Consider the following 19,097-nt stretch of genomic DNA (forward strand, 5'->3'; position numbering starts at 1 on the left):
TGAGCCAGCCTTCTTCAGTGTGACAGACTATAAATGGCAGGGCGGTGTTAAGGATGAAGGGGAAACAATCCATTAACTATGTAAAAAATGAATATATCGGCAGAACACTGGTAACAATCTGCGGATTTTTAATCGTAATAACGACACTGGCAATTATCATTTTCATTTGCCAGAAGGGAATCCAATCCTTTTTTGACAGCAAAATCACCCTTGGTGAAATTCTTGGCTCCAGCACATGGAGCCCCGGTAACAAGTCTTATGGAGCCCTGGTATTCATTGCCGGATCCACGGCTGTCTCGATTGGTGCTGTATTGATCGCAGCTCCGATCGGAATTGCCATCGCTATATTCAATAATCATGTTGCACCAAAATTCGGTGCCAGATTTCTGAAGCCTGTCCTGGAGCTATTGGTCGGCATTCCTTCTGTTGTTTATGGTTTCCTGGGTGTCACCATACTTGTGCCCCTGCTCCGTGAGAATTTTGGAGGCGTGGGATTCAGCTTGATTGCAGGAATCATCGTTCTCAGCATCATGATCCTGCCGACGATTGCAAGCATTGCAGATGATGCGATCAGAGGCGTATCACCAGCTTATCTGGAGGCTTCATACGGACTAGGCTCCACCCGCTGGCAGGCAGTGAGCCGCGTTGTAGTGCCGGCTGCGAAGAAAGGGATTATGACCGGGGTGGTATTAGGTCTTGCCAGGGCATTTGGCGAAGCGCTCGCAGTGCAGATGGTCATCGGGAATACAGTGAGGCTGCCAGACAGCCTGTACAGCCCGACCTCGACCCTTACAGGCATTCTGTCCATGGATATGTCCAATACCCTGAATGGGACTGCGTGGAATAACGCATTATGGACCCTTGCCATGATTCTGCTGCTCATTTCATTCATGTTCATTCTGCTTATCAGGCTGATCGGCAAAAAAGGGGGTAATGCAGCATGAAAAGTTCTGCACGGACAGTAAACAATATATGGACAGGCATTTTTTATGCCGTAGCCTTTTCTGTTATTGCATTGCTTATTTTTCTCGTATTCAAGATCATTACGAACGGCTGGGGATTCTGGGATCCCGCCTTTCTTTTTGGACGTCCGAGCAATACCATGGCTGGCGGGGGAATAGGCCCGCAGCTTTTCAACTCCTTTTATTTATTGGTTCTTGCTCTGTTAATTTCCGTACCGCTTGGGCTCGGGGCGGGAATCTACCTCGCTGAGTATGCCAAGCAGGGACGTTTCCTGAATTTTGTAAGACTCTGTATTGAAACTATGGCATCTCTGCCTTCTATCGTAGTAGGATTGTTTGGTTTATTGATATTCGTTACATTGGCCCATTGGGGTTACACACTCATCGGTGGTGCCCTTGTCTTAACCATCCTGAATCTGCCGGGCTTAACCCGCGTATGTGAATCAGCAATCGCCTCAGTACCGCAGAATGTGAAGGAAGCAAGCTATGGCATGGGAGCCACCAAGTGGCAGACACTGGTGAAGGTGTCGCTGCCGACTGCAATGCAGGAAATCATTACAGGCGTCATCCTGTCAGCTGGCCGGGTATTCGGTGAAGCGGCAGCGCTCATTTATACTGCCGGACTTACAACACCGATGCTGAATACAGCCGCAGATTTATCAAGTCCGGTCAATCCCTTCAATGTGTTCAGGCCGGCTGAAACGCTTGCCGTCCATATATGGAAACTGAACTCGGAAGGAATCGTCCCGGATGCAGGGGCTATAGCCACCAAGTCGGCAGCCATCCTGATTGTCATGGTTCTTGTGTTCAATATCCTGGCTAGGCTGCTTGCGAAAATGCTGGACAGACATTATAGAGGATCTGCCAAGAAGAAAAAATCAATAGGAAATGCACTTCGCAAGAGCGCATAAAACAAACTTGAGTTTGCTGCTCGCAACCCGTGCAGGGAGCCGAGTAAGGCACCACAGGAAGCCAGAAAGATAGGTTGTGTTCACACCCTCTTGCTGGAAGCCTCCTGATACATGGAGCTCCGCCCTTTTTCTACAAAAAAAAGTCAGGCAATCTGCCTGACTTTATTTGTAGTGCGATTAGAATTTATCGTTACGCTTGCTGCCCAGGGTACTGTCGCCATCCACAGTTGTGTCGCCTTTAGTGTCAAGGGTAGCATCTTCTTTGCGGACCGTTTCAGATACATGCTCTGTCTCTTCGACTTTCTTTTTGCCGATTACGATTTCATCGGTTACTACCGGTTTTTTCGTAACTTCAATCTGCTCCTCTACGATTGGAACCCTGATTGTTTCGTTCTCAGCAGCCGTGTCGAAGTCTGCTGCATCAGCAGCTTCATTCACCGAACGCCTCTCCACATACACTTCCTCATGCTTTACAGGAACATCCACATCAGCACGCTCTTCGTACACTTCTTTGTTGACTTCCACTTCGCCAGTCTTGACTTCTCTTTTATCTACATTAAGGCGCTCTTCACGCAGCCTTAATGTACGCTCTTCATCGGTTTCGTTATCACGGACATAGTTAGCCCCTGCTGTTGTGTTTGTATCCCTTGTACCCGCAGTGGAGTCAAAGCCTCCTGTGGAACTGAAGGTGTCTGCTCCCCGGTCAAGGCCGGCGCCCGGAGTTCCGGTCAGAGTTGAATCTCTATCATTATCATACTCATAGGCAGTGCCTGTTCCGTCATTGTATACGCCTGTTCCGCTGTTTAAATCGGTACCTGAAACGCCTGGAGTACCGGTCAATGTTGCATCCGTACCGCTGTCATAGGCAGTTCCTGCTGCAGCACTGCTGCCGCTGCCGTCCACTGCTACAATATATTTACCATCATCTAATTGAGACGCATATCTAGACTCGTCAGATTCAGAAAGTCCAAGGCTTGAAAGACGGCTGCGGCCGGTTGTATCGTCATCCATTGTGAAATAATCCTTCACCTTGTCCCAAAAGGAATCACCATTATGATCTGTGCCGGTGCCGGCTCCAGTGCCGCTATCCACTGTTGTGCCTGTGCGGTTTTCAAGCATATCATTATCTCTTCTATTGGTGATGACCGTGATCTGATCGTTATCATATCCTTGTGAAGTTAGACCTCTGATTGCCTCAACTGCCTCATGCTGTGAATCAAATACTCCAACAACTTGCTTTGCCATTGATGTTTCCTCCTTCACCATCTGAAAATTTTTAGATGAGTTTTTTTATTTTTTGCTACAGGTCTTTTTTACCCGGAGGCAAGGGGTATAAACTAAAATTTTTCATCTGGATACAATTGTATTTGTTTTGTCAAGGGGTTTACCAGTAATAAATAATGGTTTTTTAACACCAAGCAGATTATAAATCGTCGGCGCAATATCAAGCGTGGACATATTCTTGATTTTGGTATCCCCATCAAATTGACTGCCGTATGCAATGAAGACCGGGCGGAGTTCTTCCCGGTGAGGATTCCCGCCATGGGTGCCAAGCTGGGTGGCAGGCAGTGACTCTCTGGTCATGCTGCTGCCCATTATATACCCTGGTGCCCCGAATAATATGATATCCCCAGAATGGTTCCCTGCCTGCACAGGGCCCTGTTCTGTTTTGACCGCCTGTTCATATGGGTGTACATTGCCGCCGAACACATGATTCCAGGCTGCTCCTGTTCGTTCTTTGATTACAGAGAAGGAGAATCCCTCATTTTTAATTACACTTGCCATTTCCGACAGCTCATAAGATACAACAGCACCTTTTTTATTCCTTTTCACCTTGGCATCCTTGAAGATCCGGATTATTTTCTCCCTGACTTCCTCATAATCCTCCTCTGGAACAGTTCCTCCTTTTTCTTTAGGTGCAGCATTAATATACACATGTGCTATAGAACTGCTGGGGATGGCGTAAGCTTTTGTCTTGCTGAAATCAATTTCGCCATCTTCATTTACAGTAAGGAGACCCGCATCCTTCAGTACCTTATTTGGCAGCAGGGTAGTATGGGCAGGTTCCATGCCATGGTCTGAAACAACCAGCAGCTGGTCATGTTTATTCAGCACCTCCATCGTTTTGCCGGCAACTCGGTCAGCGAGCTGATAAGACCATTTGATATAGCCGGCAAACTGCTTTTTCTTCTCTTTGCTGTACCCTGGCTGCCTTGGATCAGTCAGCAGGTATTTATGCTGTTCATGGTCAATCTGCGGCGCATACATCATGACCAAATCGGGATTATACTTTTCTTTGATAAACAAGGAGACATCCGTCACCCACATCACAAACCGGGAGCTGATTTCCTCATATTCTCTGCGGGTTATCCATCCTTTTTCAAGGGCATGGTTATCATCCTGTGCCGGAAAGAACTTGAATCGCTTCTTTATTTCTTCAGGAAAACCTTCGGGACCTTTAATGGTTCCAGACGTCACCGCAGTGCGGTAGAAGGCAGCAGGGGAGTTCAGGCTGTTGTTCTCAGCCCGGATTTTATAAGAAAACCCGGCTCCTTCTTCTATGTCCAGATCCAGAAGCAGTGAGCCCCATTGCTGTCCCTTTGCCTTTGAGTCATTCTTGTCGATTTCCTTATCTTCAGATATATAGAATGAATCATAGTTTTGTTTTCGATCATCCGAAGTATCGACAGCAAGGATATGGAGCAGATGATTTTTTTCGTTTTTTAGTTGGATGGGCAGGATTGATTCCTTTGGAGGGCTGAAGCTGTCTGGCAAGCCTCTCCATCCCCGGGCATACTTAAAACTTAAATGCTCCTTTGCGGAAGCTGACCATGTTTTGCCGTAGAAGACAGAAAAATCCCCTTGTTTTCCTTTTTGGGGATTTGCCCCTGGAAAGGCAATCGTGGCTGTCGTCTTCCCGCTTTTTCTGGCTTCGCTCCAAATCGGGGACGCCTCGATTTTTGATTGAAAAGCATCATCCTTGTTGTGATAGTCCTTTCTTGAATCATGCCATTGATTGCTGACGATCCCTGTCTGACTGGGTCCGGCCCCGGTTGCAATGGCAGCGTGGGATGGGGCTGTGAGAGAAGGTGATATAGTGGAGGGTCTTTCTGCCATCAAGCCCTTTTTGACCAGCTTTTGAAGATGGGGGAGCTCATTTTCTTTAAGATATTTCCTGGTGGTATCATTTTTCATTCCATCGAATGAGATCAAGAATACTTTTGTATCTGTGTTTTGCTTTTCTGCCTGAACAGGCTGCTGAAGCGCCAAGACAAAAGCTGCCACGGCTAGATATGCTATAAATTTGATCATTTTTTTGTCTTCCTCCAAATCTAGGGTGTCTCTATTTTTTACCTGATTTTGCAGGCTTTAAAACGGACAGGCTGTAAATTGGGGCATTTTAACTTTATATAAAAAACAATTTGACATTATGTGGACTTTATCACTATAATTTCATAAAATACTAAAAACGTTGATGAGGATCAGTAAACGAACAATTGTCTATCTCAGAGAGGGGGCCGCTGCTGAAAGGTTCCTATAGACACTCCGTTGAACCTGCCTCTGAGTTCTTTATCCAAAAGATATATGCGGAGCCATCCGTTATCATGGAAGAGTGTAAAGCGCTGCTTTAAAGAAGGGTGGTACCGCCAAGTTTCCTGGTCCCTTTTTTGAAGGGGGCTTTTTTGTTTTCCCGCGCCAATCGCGGATGAATTTTCTATTATCAGGAAATGGGGTTTAGGAAAATGGCAAAAGAGTTCGTAAAGGAAATTACTTCGATGGATGAGGACTTCGCCCAGTGGTATACCGATGTAGTGACCAAGGCGGATTTGATTGATTATTCAAGCGTGCGGGGATCCATGATCATCCGGCCGTACGGATATGAACTATGGGAAAATATTAAGCGCGAGCTGGATCTGCGTTTCAAGGAAACAGGCCATGAAAATGTATATATGCCGCTGTTTATTCCTGAGAGCCTCCTTCAAAAGGAAAAAGACCATATCGAAGGATTTGCTCCTGAGGTTGCCTGGGTCACACATGGCGGAGAAGAAAAACTGGCTGAGCGCCTGTGTGTACGTCCCACATCAGAAGTGCTGTTTGCCGAGCACTATAAAAACATCATCCACTCTTACCGCGATTTGCCTAAGCTCTATAATCAATGGTCCAATGTTGTGCGCTGGGAAAAAACCACCCGGCCTTTCCTAAGGACCCTTGAATTCCTCTGGCAGGAGGGCCACACCTGTCACGCATCCGACCAAGAAGCGCTCGACGAAACAGTAAAAATGCTGAATGTCTATGCAGAGGTATGCGAAAAAGTGCTGGCGATTCCAGTTGTGAAAGGACAGAAGACGGATAAAGAGAAATTCGCCGGAGCCAAGATGACCTACACCATTGAAAGCTTGATGCATGATGGCAAAGCCCTGCAGTCAGGCACCTCTCACCATTTGGGAGATGGATTCGCAAAAGCGTTTGGAATTCAGTTTTTAAATAAAAATGGAATACAGCAATATGTCCATCAGACATCCTGGGGTTTCACAACCCGCATCATCGGTGCCATGATTATGGTCCATGGAGATGACAGGGGGCTTGTGATTCCGCCGAATGCCGCGCCGGTCCAGGTGATTATTGTGCCTGTCGCTCAGCATAAGGAAGGCGTGCTCGACTATGCCTATGAGCTGAAAAAGCAGCTCGGTGCCTCTGTACGTGCGGATATAGATGCCAGTGATAAAAAGCCGGGCTGGAAGTTCAATGAGTATGAAATGAAAGGAGTTCCCCTTCGCCTTGAGGTTGGCCCGAAGGATATAGAAAAGGGACAGGTGGTGCTGGCAAGGCGCGACACCGGAGAGAAGGTCATCGTTCCTGAGGCTGAAGTGAAAAGCAGGATTCATGAGCTGTTGACAGATATCCAGGAAAACTTGTACAAGAGGGCTCTCGAGCATAGGGAACAAAAGACCTCAGCCGCTGTGACATTCGGAGAGCTCCAGCAGATCATTGAGGAAAAAGCCGGATTCGTCAAAGCCATGTGGTGTGGTGACAGGGAATGCGAGGACAGGATAAAGGAAGAAACAGGGGCTACATCAAGATGCATGCCTTTTGAGCAGGAGAAGATTGCGGAAACATGTGTATGCTGCGGGAAACCTGCAGAGAAGCTGGTCTATTGGGCCAGGGCTTACTAAAACAAAGAAGCTGCCGGTTCTAACTCCGGCAGCTTCTTTCTCTTATATCAGCGGATCTTAATATCTATGGTATCTTCTTTGTGATCCTGAATTTTATCTGCCCAATTTTCAAGAAGGGGTCCATCCACTCCGTAGACCGGGTCCTTATCAGGCAGCGGTACCTGCTTGATATCCTCAAGGGCAGCGTTCCTTTCACCCTCTTTTCCGGTATTCGTATTATAAGGCATACCATCGGGATAGGCGCCAGCTACTTCAAAGTCCGCGCTTGCCTCGATTCTTTTATGGCCGGTGCCGGCAGGGAGCACGAGAATATCGCCTTCTTTCACGTCCAGTTCTTTGCCCTCTTCACCGCCTAGCTTCAGGGTGGCAGTTCCCTTTATGACCCCGAGCACTTCATGCGAATTGCTGTGATAATGGTGATAATCAAAAATGCCGCCCCTCCAGCTGTTCAGCCAGTTATTTTTATTGAAAGTCTTCTCTATTTCATCTTCCCTTCCTGAGCAGGCACCTGAATATAGGATAACGGGCAGGAGCTCATTATTGGGAATGGTTCCATCATCTTTAAAATAGAACGATTGTACTTCAAGGCGTTCCATAAATATCCCTCAATTCTCTTTTTGTAGACGAATTCCCGATTCGGGGGAAATTTAAACAAACGTTTGATTAAACGCTGTAAAAGGGCGTGGTTCCTGGATTTCTTCATGAGGGGAAAAGATTCGCGAACCTTAAGGCAGAATTCTTTATAGTCGGATGCTGCCGATACAAAAAGAATGGAGAGTGGGGAAGAAGGATGGAAATCCAGCAGATTATAAAACAGCTGATACATAAGGGGATCATTCACTCAGAGCCGGCCTGCTTTGAACAACTGAGCGGCGGCACTGTGAGTGAACTGTACCTTTTGAATATAAATGATGCGAAGTATGTGGTGAAGACAAATGAACCGGAGATTGTAAAATCGGAAGCCCATTTCCTCCATTCATACAAGGAAACTCATTTTTTACCAGAGCTTATTTACACGGAAACTTCCTATAGGTATTTCGTTTATTCTTTCCTGGATGGATCTGTGGAACACGCCGGGAGCAGTAAGAAAGAATGGCTCCGGGTGCTGGCACGTAAACTATTGAATCATTACAAGCCTGCTAAAGTCAGGTGCTGGGGGTGGGCAGATGAGCCGGCTGAGTCCTGGCAGAGCTTTTTAATGGATAGAATCATTGAGGCAAATTCTGTCCTTCATTCCAGAGTAAATCAGGATGTCTTTCCTCTTGTCAGGAACCTCGTCCAAAAAATCAGGATGGAGGGCGAACCATTTTTGCTCCACGGAGATTGCGGGGTACATAATTTTATTTTTAAGGAAGGGCGTATGTGCGGAGTGATCGACCCTGCGCCTGTTTTTGGACCGCCCAGCTATGACCTGATCTATGCCTTTTGCTCGTCGCCGGATGAATTGACAAAAGAAACGATAGATCTTGCGGCAGACCAGCTGGCCATAAAGGGGGAGTCCTCACTATATGAAGAGGTGCTCATTGGGTTATACCTTAGAATGGCGGCATCCAACAAACATCATCCAGAGGATTTTGAGGAATACCTTAAAGCCTGGCGCTATTGGGAGAGCATGGTGAATGATGGGAGCAATCCGGGCTAAGAAAAATCAAAAAAACCCGCCAGCTATGGCGGGTTTTGCTTTATGGCAGCTTCATGCTTATGTGCTTGTATAATGGCTGTACCTTTTCTCAAGATACTCCTGCCCGAATGATACAAGTGTGCAGATCACCCAATATAGGAGGGCGACCACAATATACATGGTCATATAATCAAATTCCCTGCCGCCGACAATCTTGGCTTTTTGGAACATCTCCGGCACGGTAATCATGGCAGCGAGCGAAGAGGCTTTAATCAAATCAAGCAGTACATTGGCAAGGGGCGGAACAGAGACCCTGACAGCCTGGGGCAGGATGATGCCACGGAGTGTCTGCCAGTAGGAGAGTCCGAGCGATGAAGCGGCTTCCCACTGTCCCTTATCAAGAGAGGTGATTGCAGACCGGTTTATTTCAGCCATATAAGCCGCGCTGTTCAGGGTAAAGCCGACGATGGCTGCGGTTACGGCACTGAATTCTATCCCAATCACGGGAAATCCGAAATAAAGCAGGAAAAGGATGACCAGGATAGGAACTCCCCTCATAAAGGAGATGTAGGCGCGGGCAGGCCATCTTAAAAGGACTGAGGGCGACGTCCGGGCTAGTGCCAGAAATAGGCCGAGAACAAGTCCGGCTCCCATGCTGACGAATGAGATGAGAAGGGTATAGCCGATTCCTTCAAGGATATAGGGGATCGACTCGGCCGCAAGCTTAGGATTGAAGAGATACTCCCACTGTATTCGATCCATGATGCCGTCCCCCTTTCATTTGCTTTAGTCCTGGAATGTCACGTCAGGCTTTTTTGAAACATCGGCGCCTTCATAGAACTGTTTGGACAATTTCTGAAGTGTGCCGTCTTCCTTCATTTCCTTCAATGCACTGTTTAGTTTTTTCTGAAGTTCAGTGTTCCCTTTTTTCATGATGATGGCCTGGTTATTTGGATAATATTGAATGTCCGGATGAATCGTGATATTCAAATCCTTGTAGTAGCCTACAGCCAGACGCTGAAGATAATAGTCATTCAAAATCACATCTGTGCGTCCTGCATCCAGGTCCTTCAAGTACTGGTCGCTTGAGGCGTTGTCATAAATCACTTCCTTGGCCCCGTGTTTCCGGGCAATATCCATGAAAACTGTCGTGGCCTCACCGGCCGCTTTTTTGCCCTTCAGGTCATCAAGTGTCTTAATGCCGGAAAGGTCATCTTTGCGGACCATTGCCGTTCCATAGGAATATTTATAAGGAGTGGAGAAAGCGAACTTCTCTTTTCGGTCATCCGTGATGGAAATATCGTTGGCGGCAAGATCTGCCTTGCCGCTGTTGACCGAAGCGAGCATTCCATCAAATGCCATTTCGGTGAACTCAGCCTTCAAATCAAGGCGCTTAGCTAATTCGCGGACAAGCTCCACCTCAAAGCCTGTAAGCTCTTTTGATTTGTCATCATGATAGGAAGTGGGAAAGAGTGTCCCGGAAGTAGCCACGGTCAGCTTTCCTTCCTTCTTGATCTTATCCCAGGCCGAAGTTTTTTCTGTATCTTTATTCCCGCCATTCCCACAAGCGGCAAGCACGAGGGAAACAGATAGTGTGAGCACCAATAGAGCCGATTTTTTCAACATATGTATCCTCCTTTAATCTGTCAATCCTTTAAAAGATAGCATCAGGATAAAGGAGGCGCAAGTAGTTAACTGCGCTCCGCAGCTCTGGTACGAAGTGAAGGCCTAAAAAAATCACCTGCACGATTGCAGGTGATCCTTCCCCGCTTAATTCCCGGGGGTAAGCAGATTGTATTGGATAAACTGGGTTTCCCGGTCATAACCGTTTTTTTCATAGAGCGCTTGGGCGGCTGTATTGCCGCGGGCTGTCTGCAGGGAAAGCCCCTTCGCCCCGGTCTTGATGGCATAGTCCCTTGCTGCAGCAAGCAGAAGCCCGCCAACACCCCTGCCGCGTGCATTGGGATGCACGAATAAGTCGTTGAGCAGATAAGATTTCTTCATGGAAACAGAAGAGAAGAGAGGATACAGCTGGGTGAATCCCACGTAGTTCCCTTCTTCCGAAACAGCGGTAAATATAACAGAGTCCTGGTTAATGAACCTCTCTTTAAGGAAGCATAGAGCTCCTTCTTGATCTTCTGGCTGCTGATAGAATATGCGGTACAAATCAAATAGCCGGGAAACAGGAATTAAATCTTCTATTGTCGCTTGAATTATTTTCATACATCCACCCCTCTATTATTCCGTTAGGGCCGCCTGCAGGGATTGCTCCACCATCTCAAGGAACAGCAGCAGAACTCCATTATCATCCGTCAATTCCGGATGGAACGAGCAGGCGAGCAGATGCCCCTGCCTCGCCATCACAGTACGGCCATCATGAACAGCCAGCACCTCTGTTTGACTCCCGCTTTCTACTACATATGGAGCACGAATGAATACAGCCGGAAAAGGATGCAGAAGCCCCTCTATCTCAAGCTCCACCTCAAAACTGTCCTTCTGGCGGCCGAATGCATTACGCTCCACCGTGATATCCATCAAGCCCAAATGGACATCGTCCGCACCGGCCAGCTTTCCTGCCAGGAGCACCATTCCGGCACACGTGCCAAAAATCGGCTTCCGATGCGCTGAAAAAGATTGAATTTCCTCAATGAAACCAAACTGATTCATCAGCTTCCTGATTGCGGTACTTTCACCTCCCGGGATAATCAAGCCATCCACATCTGCAAGCTGATGCGGCAGCTTTACTACGACCCCCTCATGGCCGGCCGCAGCGATGCTCCGGACATGCTCCTCCACAGCCCCCTGTAAACCAAGGACCCCTATTCTTGCCATTGTGCATCTTCCTTTCTGATTGAAAAAACTACCGTGCCTGCCTGGCTGGCTGGCGGTGTTACCTGTGGTTCTGGTGTTCTGCCTGTATTCGCTGGCTTTATCCAACTGATTTTTAAACATTCAGATCATTTTTTGATTAAAATGTGCCTCATTCGCCTGAAAAGAGAGCAGGTTGCCTATATTACGGCCTCATTTTTAACGCAAAAGCCACCCACAAGGATTTTACTTGCGGATTCTGCCAGTTTACTTGCGAATCTTGAGATTTACTTGTGAATATTCAAATTCACTTGCAAAATTGCCCTATTTACTTGCGGAAACGGCAGAATTACTTGCGATCAGCTGACGCCTGTCAGGTCTCTGCTTTTCAAGTCATTCTATTTTTTGGAGAGGGCTTGTTATCAGGGTGCTTAATAAATGATTTATTTGAAAAGCACCGTCCTCCGCTTTTCTTTGATCCAGCTCCGGATTGAGACCTTCGGTCGTAAGCAGATCGCCATCAAAAGGCAAAACCGGCCTTTTGCTGCCGCTCCTCTTACGCCTGTCAGGTCTCTGCTTTTCAAGTCATTCTATTTTTTGGAGAGGGCCAGTTATCATGGTGGTTATTAACCGATTTATTTGAAAAGCACCGTCCTCCGCTTTTCTTTGATCCAGCTCCAAGCTGAGATCCTCGAGTCATAAGTCAAGCCGGGAATGGAAAGAAAGGCGCTTTCCACCCCCGCCTCGCCTTATGCTGTTCGGATCTCTGCCTTTCCTGCTAAAACTATTTGGTACCGGAGTTTAGATTGTCATGGCCCTTTCCATTTATGAAGGTTTGGAAGGCACCGCTTTCCGCTATTCATCGTCCTTGCATTCTTTCCTCAGCAGTTAGTTTTGAGATTTCGATTCCTTTCATGGCGGTGCCGAGTTGTTTGGATAGTTCGGCTATGAGTTTGTAGTCCTGGTAGTGTGTGGTTGCCTGGACGATGGCGCGGGCAAATTTTTCTGGGTTGTCTGATTTGAAGATGCCGGATCCTACGAATACGCCGTCTGCGCCGAGTTCCATCATGAGGGCGGCGTCAGCCGGTGTGGCGATGCCGCCGGCGGCGAAGTTGACGACCGGGAGGCGGCCTTCGCGCCTGATTTCAAGCAGGATGTGAAAAGGAGCACCAAGGTTTTTTGCTTCGGTCATGAGTTCATCTTCGCTCATGTGGGTGATTTTTCGAATTTGGGCGTTGACGGTCCGCATGTGCCGGACGGCCTCAACGATGTTTCCTGTTCCCGGTTCTCCTTTGGTGCGGAGCATGGAGGCACCTTCGCCAATTCTTCTGGCGGCTTCACCCAGGTCGCGGCAGCCGCAGACAAAGGGAACGGTGAATGTATTTTTCTGCAGATGGAATTCTTCATCGGCTGGAGTCAGCACTTCGCTTTCATCCAGGTAATCCACACCCATTGCTTCAAGGACGCGTGCTTCAACGATATGGCCGATGCGGGCCTTTGCCATTACAGGGATGGTGACTGCGTTCATGACTTCTTCGACGATACGCGGATCAGCCATTCTTGCTACACCGCCGGCAGCCCTGATATCTGAAGGCACCCGCTCCAGGGCCATGACAGCCACAGCTCCGGAAGCTTCGGCAATTTTTGCCTGTTCGGCATTGATAACATCCATGATGACTCCGCCTTTTTGCATGTGAGCCATTCCTCTTTTGACACGGTCGGTACCAGTAAGTAGTTGAGACATAGTAACCCTCCTGAATTGTTTGAAAATTAATTATTGTAAGTATATGAAGAAGTTGACTTGATTAAAAGAGTCAGTTTTATATAAAATAATGATGTCAGATAAAGAAGGCAACAGAGGGGGATGTACATGGATATGCTGTCATTCCAGCTGGACCGCGGAGATAAAAGATCTCTGTATGAACAGCTGTATGAATATATAAAACAAGAAATCATTGAGGGCCGCCTTGTTTTTCAGGCGAAAATGCCGTCCAAGAGGAAGCTCGCCGAATTCCTGCAAATCAGCCAGAATACGATAGAAACAGCCTATGAACAGCTTGTGGCAGAAGGATATATCGAATCCATTCCGCGCAAAGGGTATTATGTACTGGCCTATGAAGACCTGGCTTTTGTCAGCAAGGGAAGTCCCGGCAGCCAGCCGGAAAATAAAGCGGCGGTTGAGCCTCTTTTTCATTTCCACCCGAGCCGCATTGATACGGCGCCTTTTCCTTTCGCCCGCTGGAGGAAGTATACCAAGGATATTTTCTGTGAAGAAAATCAGGAACTGCTCTCGCTCGGGGATTATAAAGGGGAGCTTGCGCTGCGGAAAGAAATTGCCCTATATCTCTACCATTCAAGGGGAGCGGTATGTTCACCGGATCAAATCATTATCGGCTCAGGGACCGAATATCTTCTGCCTCAGCTTGTGCACCTGCTTGAGGACGCGAGTGTCTATGCCATTGAGGATCCCGGGTATCAGCTTACCGGCCATATTCTTTCCAGCCGCGATAAAAAAATCATCCCGGTGGAGGTAGATGAAGAGGGCATCAATGTGGAACCGATCAAAGATATCGAAGTGGACGCGGTTTATGTCACTCCCTCTCATCAATTTCCTTATGGAAGCGTCCTTTCGATCAATAGGAGGACACAGCTGCTAAATTGGGCACATAAAGCCCCGGGCCGCTATATTATAGAAGATGATTATGACAGTGAGTTCAGATACAGCGGAAAATCGATTCCATCGCTCCAAAGCATGGATAAGGGAGAGAAAGTCATCTATTTAAGCACCTTTTCCAAGTCACTCATGCCCTCCATCCGGATTGGATATATGGTGCTGCCGCCTGAACTTTTGAAAAAGTATGAGCGCGAATTTTCCTTCTACAGTTCAAGCGTTCCGCGCTTCGATCAGCATATACTTGCCAGGTTCATGAAGGAAGGGGACTTTGAACGGCATTTGAACCGGATGCGTAAAATTTACCGGAGAAAATTGGAGACGCTGACAGAGCTGCTGCGGCCCTATGAAAATATTATAGAAATCATTGGGGACAGTGCCGGGCTTCATGTAATCCTCCGCGTCAGGGCCGGGATGACCGAGAAAGAACTGATCAGCCGGGCGGCGGATCAGGACATCCGGATTTATGGCCTTTCTAAATATACTCTCCTCCATAGGGAAACGGGCGCACCTTCCATCGTATTGGGGTTTGCAGGGATACCGGAGGAAGAGCTTGAGAAAGGTATAGGGCTGCTGCTTGAAGCCTGGGGTCTGAAATGAACACGCTGGTATTGGCGCCAAATTCCTTAAAATGCCGGAAAAGTAAAAAATGGCCGCTTTATTTCATCTGTTTACATTGAATTCTGTGTCCCCTTTTGTATAATTAAGTAGTTTCATGTAAAACTTTGGCTAAATTCCAGCAGACAACTTCCGGGAGGGATATTATGAGTGATAATCATATTATACGTTTTGAAAATGTAACAAAAAGCTATGATCATACAACCGTGCTCAATTCAGTAAGCTTTGAGATTGAGAGAGGAAAGTTTTACACCCTCCTGGGACCCTCAGGCTGCGGAAAGACGACGATCCTGCGTCTGATTGCAGGTTTTATAGAACCGACTGAAGGAAACATCTACTTTGATGGCAAGATCATCAATTCCCTTCCGGCGAATAAACGCCAGGTGAATACCGTTTTCCAGGACTATGCACTTTTCCCTCACCTGAATGTGTTTGAAAATGTGGCGTTCGGACTCAGGATTAAAAAATTGAAGGCCGCAGAAATTGAAGCGAAGGTGATGGAGGCCTTGAGGTTTGTCAATCTGGCAGGCTATGAGTCCAGAGAGATCAGCGAAATGTCAGGCGGCCAGCGCCAGCGTGTAGCCATTGCCCGGGCCATCGTAAATGAGCCGGAGGTTATCCTGCTTGATGAACCGCTTTCCGCCCTTGATTTAAAGCTTCGTACGGAAATGCAGTATGAGCTTCGAGAACTGCAGCAGCGCCTGGGCATCACCTTCATTTTTGTGACTCATGACCAGGAAGAGGCACTTGCCATGTCTGATGAAATTTTTGTACTGAATGAAGGAGTTATCCAGCAGAGCGGAACTCCCATTGATATATATGATGAACCAATCAATCGATTTGTGGCTGACTTTATCGGTGAGTCCAATATTGTAGAAGGAAAGATGGACAGGGACTTCCTGGTATCCTTCGCAGGACGGCAGTTTGACTGTGTGGACAGGGGATTCAGCCCCGGGCAGCCGGTCGATGTAATCATCCGTCCGGAAGACCTCTTAATCACTACTCCTGAGCTCGGTAAGCTTCAGGTAAGAGCGGATTCCCAGCTTTTCCGCGGTGTCCACTATGAAATCAGCAGTTACGATATGGATGGAAATGAATGGCTCGTCCATTCCACCAAGAAGGTCAATGTGGGCGAGGATATCGGCCTGTATTTTGAACCGGAAGCGATCCATGTTATGAAGCCGGGCGAAACGGAAGAGGAATTCGATAAGCGGATTGAGGCTTATAAAGAGGAAAGCCATGAATAGAAGCACGAGGAATTTATATCTCATTCCATATGTTTTATGGATTGTCCTGTTTGTTGCTGCTCCCATTTTGCTTGTTCTTTATTATTCGTTTTTCAATATTGAAGGCGAGTTTTCGTTTGGTAATTATGCCGCCTTCTTTTCACCCGTGTATTTAAAGATGACTTTGAGCTCGTTCTGGTACGCTTTTTTAATCACTTTGTTCTCCTTGGTCATCGCGTATCCCGCAGCTTATCTTCTGACTAAGACCAAACACAGGCAGCTCTGGCTTCTGCTTATCATCCTGCCATCCTGGATCAATCTGCTGCTGAAGACGTATGCATTCATGGGGCTTCTTGGCACAAAGGGTGCCGCCAACCAGGTACTTGAAGCGGTCGGCATCGGCACCCAGCAGATTTTATTCACCGACTTCAGCTTTGTTTTTGTCAGTGTATATATTTTCATTCCATTTATGATCCTGCCGATTTATAACTCATTGAGCGAGCTTAATCCGACATTGCTATACGCGGCTGAAGACCTTGGGGCTTCTTCATGGGTCACTTTCCGGAGAGTCATTTTCCCGCTGACTGTGAACGGAGTAAAGGCAGGCTGCCAGGCTGTATTCATCCCGGCCCTGTCACTGTTCATGATCACGAGGCTGATCGCCGGGAACAGGGTCATCACACTCGGAACCGCGATTGAACAGCATTTCCTCGTGACCCAGGACTGGGGGATGGGGGCCACCATCGCCGTGTTCTTAATCATCGCCATGGTCCTGATCATGATTTTGACAGGCAAAGGCAGGAAAGGGGTAAAGGTATATGGGAAAAATTAAATGGACCGCCCTTTATCTGCCGATTGTTTTTTTCATTCTGTATGCGCCCATTTTTTATTTGATTTTCTACTCCTTCAACAGCGGCGGGACGATGAATAATTTTGATTCGTTCACCTTGAAATGGTATAAAGAGCTGCTCGGTGACACCAGGCTTCTGATCATTGTCATGAACACGGTGATCGTGGCTCTACTGTCTTCAGCGATTGCCACCATCATCGGCGTGCTGGGTGCCCTTGGCATTGCCTATATGAAAAAGATGCGGGTGAAAAATACGTATATCTCACTGAATAATGTATTGATTGTCAGCCCGGATGTCATCATCGGTGCCTCCTTTTTGATCCTGTTTACCATTGCAGGCATTAAGCTTGGCTTCACATCCGTCCTGCTCTCGCATATTGCCTTCAGCATCCCGATTGTTGTGCTGATGGTACTGCCCAGGATCAATGAAATGAGCCCGACCTTGATTGATGCAGCCCGCGACCTTGGGGCGAGCAGCTTTGATGTCCTGGCAAAGGTCATCCTGCCCTTCATAACTCCCGGAATATTTGCCGGGTTCTTTATGGCCCTGACTTATTCACTGGATGATTTCGCCGTTACTTTCTTCGTGACAGGAAATGGATTTACCACACTGTCTGTGGAAATCTATTCCCTGGCAAGGCGCGGGGTTTCCTTGAATATCAATGCCCTGTCTACGATTTTGTTCGTGCTGACACTGGTGCTGGTAGTCGGATATTATATGCTTAACGCACGTAACAGCCATTCCCGCAGAATGGGGGTCCCAAAATGAAAAATCTAATCCGCGGTTTTATCATCATCGTTGTGATATCGGCTGCGCTTCTTTACGGAGTTAACAGGCTCAACTCGGCGCAGGGACTTTCAGGAGGAAATACGCTCACCATTTACAATTGGGGAGATTATATTGATGCCAAGCTGGTCAAACAGTTTGAAAAAGAGACTGGCATCAAAATCATATATGAAACCTTTGATTCCAATGAAGCGATGATGACCAAGATTGAACAGGGCGGAACTGCATATGATCTTGCTGTTCCATCTGAGTATGCCATCGATAAAATGAAAAAAGAGGGGCTGCTGGTCCCGCTTGATCATTCGAAGCTGCCTAACCTGAAATATATCGATTCCCGCTTCATGGATCTGCCGTTTGATCCGGGCAATAAATATTCCATTCCTTATTTCTGGGGAACAGTCGGCATCGCCTATAATCCGAAGCTTCTTGGCGGAAAGAAAATCACCGGCTGGAACGACCTGTGGGATAAGGATCTGAAGAATCAGATTCTGCTTGTGGACGGCGCCCGTGAGGTGATGGGAATGGGACTGAATTCCCTTCACTATTCCCTGAATGATACCAATAAGGAGCACCTAAAGCAGGCAAAAACCAAGCTCGATTCGCTCACTCCCAATATCAAAGCCATTGTCGGCGATGAGATCCGCATGCTGCTGCAAAATGATGAGGCAGCAATCGGGGTAGTATGGTCAGGGACGGCTGCCGAACTGATGTGGGAAAAAGAAGATATAGAATATGTCGTGCCCAAAGAAGGTTCAAATCTTTGGTTCGATAATATGGTCATACCTAAAACATCCAAAAACCCGGAAGCGGCACATAAGTTCATCAACTTCATGCTGAATCCAAAAGTGGCAGCCCAAAACACGGAATATGTAGGGTATTCCACACCGAACAAAAAAGCCCTGGATTATATGGACAAAGAAACGGTCGGGGATAAACGGTTTTATCCGGATCAAGCCATGACCTCCAAGCTTGAAGTCTATGAAAACCTGGGCAAGAGAAACCTCGCCTATTATAACGAACTGTTCCTGCAGTTCAAAATGCATCGGAAATGAAGAGATCCCTGCGGGGGTCTCTTTTTTCTGCCTCGAGGAACTGGGAGCGGGAAGAGAGGCGGGGCCAAAGTGGTCGTACAAACAATTAAGGCCCATTCTCCTTAATTGTTAGGCCGAGTGGGTCGTGGAAAACGATTAAGACCAACTCTCCTAAAGTGGAGGGCACAGTGGTCATAAAAAATGATTAAGACCACTTTTTCTTAAATGGCGGTCCGAACTGGTCATAAAACCCTTCACGTCCTCTTAAATTACGGGCAAACTTGTCCAAATCATTTCCGCCTAAATGGAAGTTTCTCCACAGTCTCCTTCTTTAAATTTACACTTATCACCGCTTTTTTTAGGAATGACCTAACAGGATATTACTAATTATGGAATAAAATGTGATAAACTTTTTGTAAACAAAAGGAAGCGAGGAGA

General features: G+C 47.2%; 17 protein-coding genes and 1 other annotated feature. Of the genes, 9 read left to right on the top strand and 8 right to left on the bottom strand.

Annotation, left to right across the window (positions count from 1 at the left end; all coding sequences use genetic code 11):
• Nucleotides 1–53: 53 nt before the first annotated feature.
• A complete protein-coding gene (pstC, locus tag V1498_RS01070) occupies nucleotides 54–944 on the top strand; it encodes a phosphate ABC transporter permease subunit PstC (RefSeq protein WP_409296507.1) in 891 nt (296 codons plus the stop codon).
• Complete coding sequence (gene pstA / locus V1498_RS01075; RefSeq protein ID WP_409296508.1) at nucleotides 941–1,873, top strand: phosphate ABC transporter permease PstA; 933 nt, start codon at nucleotides 941–943, stop codon at nucleotides 1,871–1,873. Before pstC ends, pstA begins: the two co-directional genes overlap by 4 nt.
• Nucleotides 1,874–2,050: 177 nt before the next feature.
• On the opposite strand, the gene V1498_RS01080 is transcribed toward pstA, so the two are convergent.
• Together V1498_RS01080 and V1498_RS01085 are read right to left on the bottom strand one after the other, a co-directional pair.
• Nucleotides 2,051–3,118, bottom strand: a complete 1,068-nt coding sequence (locus tag V1498_RS01080) for a YsnF/AvaK domain-containing protein (protein WP_409296509.1) — start codon at nucleotides 3,116–3,118, stop codon at nucleotides 2,051–2,053.
• 102 nt (nucleotides 3,119–3,220) lie between these two features.
• Complete coding sequence (locus V1498_RS01085; RefSeq protein ID WP_409296510.1) at nucleotides 3,221–5,185, bottom strand: alkaline phosphatase family protein; 1,965 nt, start codon at nucleotides 5,183–5,185, stop codon at nucleotides 3,221–3,223.
• Nucleotides 5,186–5,336: 151 nt separating this feature from the next.
• Nucleotides 5,337–5,541: a binding site (T-box leader), on the top strand.
• 75 nt (nucleotides 5,542–5,616) lie between these two features.
• On the opposite strand from V1498_RS01085, the gene proS reads away from it, so the two are divergent.
• The gene (proS, locus tag V1498_RS01090) at nucleotides 5,617–7,047 is read left to right on the top strand and encodes a proline--tRNA ligase (protein ID WP_409296511.1); all 1,431 of its coding nucleotides are present in this window, start codon (nucleotides 5,617–5,619) and stop codon (nucleotides 7,045–7,047) included.
• A gap of 47 nt (nucleotides 7,048–7,094) precedes the next feature.
• Here the strand turns inward: proS and V1498_RS01095 are convergent, their stop codons facing one another.
• Nucleotides 7,095–7,643 (bottom strand): cupin domain-containing protein, encoded by a 549-nt coding sequence (locus tag V1498_RS01095; RefSeq protein ID WP_409296512.1) that lies wholly within the window; start codon nucleotides 7,641–7,643, stop codon nucleotides 7,095–7,097.
• Nucleotides 7,644–7,837: 194 nt separating this feature from the next.
• On the opposite strand from V1498_RS01095, the gene V1498_RS01100 reads away from it, so the two are divergent.
• Nucleotides 7,838–8,689, top strand: coding sequence for an aminoglycoside phosphotransferase family protein (locus tag V1498_RS01100; RefSeq protein WP_409296513.1), 852 nt, complete (start codon nucleotides 7,838–7,840; stop codon nucleotides 8,687–8,689).
• Nucleotides 8,690–8,746: 57 nt separating this feature from the next.
• Here the strand turns inward: V1498_RS01100 and V1498_RS01105 are convergent, their stop codons facing one another.
• The 5 genes from V1498_RS01105 to pdxS all read right to left on the bottom strand — a co-directional run bounded on the left by V1498_RS01105 (nucleotide 8,747) and on the right by pdxS (nucleotide 13,220).
• Nucleotides 8,747–9,433: an amino acid ABC transporter permease gene (locus V1498_RS01105; protein ID WP_409299080.1), complete on the bottom strand. Its 687-nt coding sequence runs from the start codon at nucleotides 9,431–9,433 to the stop codon at nucleotides 8,747–8,749.
• A 21-nt stretch (nucleotides 9,434–9,454) separates the two neighbouring features.
• Nucleotides 9,455–10,294 (bottom strand): transporter substrate-binding domain-containing protein, encoded by an 840-nt coding sequence (locus V1498_RS01110; protein ID WP_409296514.1) that lies wholly within the window; start codon nucleotides 10,292–10,294, stop codon nucleotides 9,455–9,457.
• Between the two features lie 144 nt (nucleotides 10,295–10,438).
• Nucleotides 10,439–10,891, bottom strand: a complete 453-nt coding sequence (locus V1498_RS01115; protein ID WP_409296515.1) for a GNAT family N-acetyltransferase — start codon at nucleotides 10,889–10,891, stop codon at nucleotides 10,439–10,441.
• 15 nt (nucleotides 10,892–10,906) lie between these two features.
• Nucleotides 10,907–11,500 (bottom strand): pyridoxal 5'-phosphate synthase glutaminase subunit PdxT, encoded by a 594-nt coding sequence (gene pdxT, locus V1498_RS01120; protein WP_409296516.1) that lies wholly within the window; start codon nucleotides 11,498–11,500, stop codon nucleotides 10,907–10,909.
• Nucleotides 11,501–12,335: 835 nt separating this feature from the next.
• The gene (gene pdxS / locus V1498_RS01125; protein WP_409296517.1) at nucleotides 12,336–13,220 is read right to left on the bottom strand and encodes a pyridoxal 5'-phosphate synthase lyase subunit PdxS; all 885 of its coding nucleotides are present in this window, start codon (nucleotides 13,218–13,220) and stop codon (nucleotides 12,336–12,338) included.
• A gap of 126 nt (nucleotides 13,221–13,346) precedes the next feature.
• Here pdxS and V1498_RS01130 point away from each other — a divergent pair, with 126 nt between their 5' ends.
• The 5 genes from V1498_RS01130 (at nucleotide 13,347) to V1498_RS01150 (ending at nucleotide 18,680) form a co-directional block, all read left to right on the top strand.
• Nucleotides 13,347–14,747, top strand: a complete 1,401-nt coding sequence (locus V1498_RS01130) for a PLP-dependent aminotransferase family protein (RefSeq protein ID WP_409296518.1) — start codon at nucleotides 13,347–13,349, stop codon at nucleotides 14,745–14,747.
• Nucleotides 14,748–14,911: 164 nt separating this feature from the next.
• Complete coding sequence (locus tag V1498_RS01135; RefSeq protein ID WP_409296519.1) at nucleotides 14,912–16,012, top strand: ABC transporter ATP-binding protein; 1,101 nt, start codon at nucleotides 14,912–14,914, stop codon at nucleotides 16,010–16,012.
• Complete coding sequence (locus tag V1498_RS01140) at nucleotides 16,005–16,823, top strand: ABC transporter permease (RefSeq protein ID WP_409296520.1); 819 nt, start codon at nucleotides 16,005–16,007, stop codon at nucleotides 16,821–16,823. The genes V1498_RS01135 and V1498_RS01140 overlap by 8 nt, the downstream gene beginning before the upstream one ends.
• Complete coding sequence (locus tag V1498_RS01145; protein WP_409296521.1) at nucleotides 16,810–17,610, top strand: ABC transporter permease; 801 nt, start codon at nucleotides 16,810–16,812, stop codon at nucleotides 17,608–17,610. The genes V1498_RS01140 and V1498_RS01145 overlap by 14 nt, the downstream gene beginning before the upstream one ends.
• Complete coding sequence (locus V1498_RS01150; protein WP_409296522.1) at nucleotides 17,607–18,680, top strand: PotD/PotF family extracellular solute-binding protein; 1,074 nt, start codon at nucleotides 17,607–17,609, stop codon at nucleotides 18,678–18,680. The genes V1498_RS01145 and V1498_RS01150 overlap by 4 nt, the downstream gene beginning before the upstream one ends.
• Nucleotides 18,681–19,097 lie beyond the last annotated feature (417 nt).

Source organism: Paraperibacillus marinus, from assembly GCF_046237605.1.
Classification (GTDB): Bacteria; Bacillota; Bacilli; order Bacillales; family DSM-1321; genus Paraperibacillus; species Paraperibacillus marinus.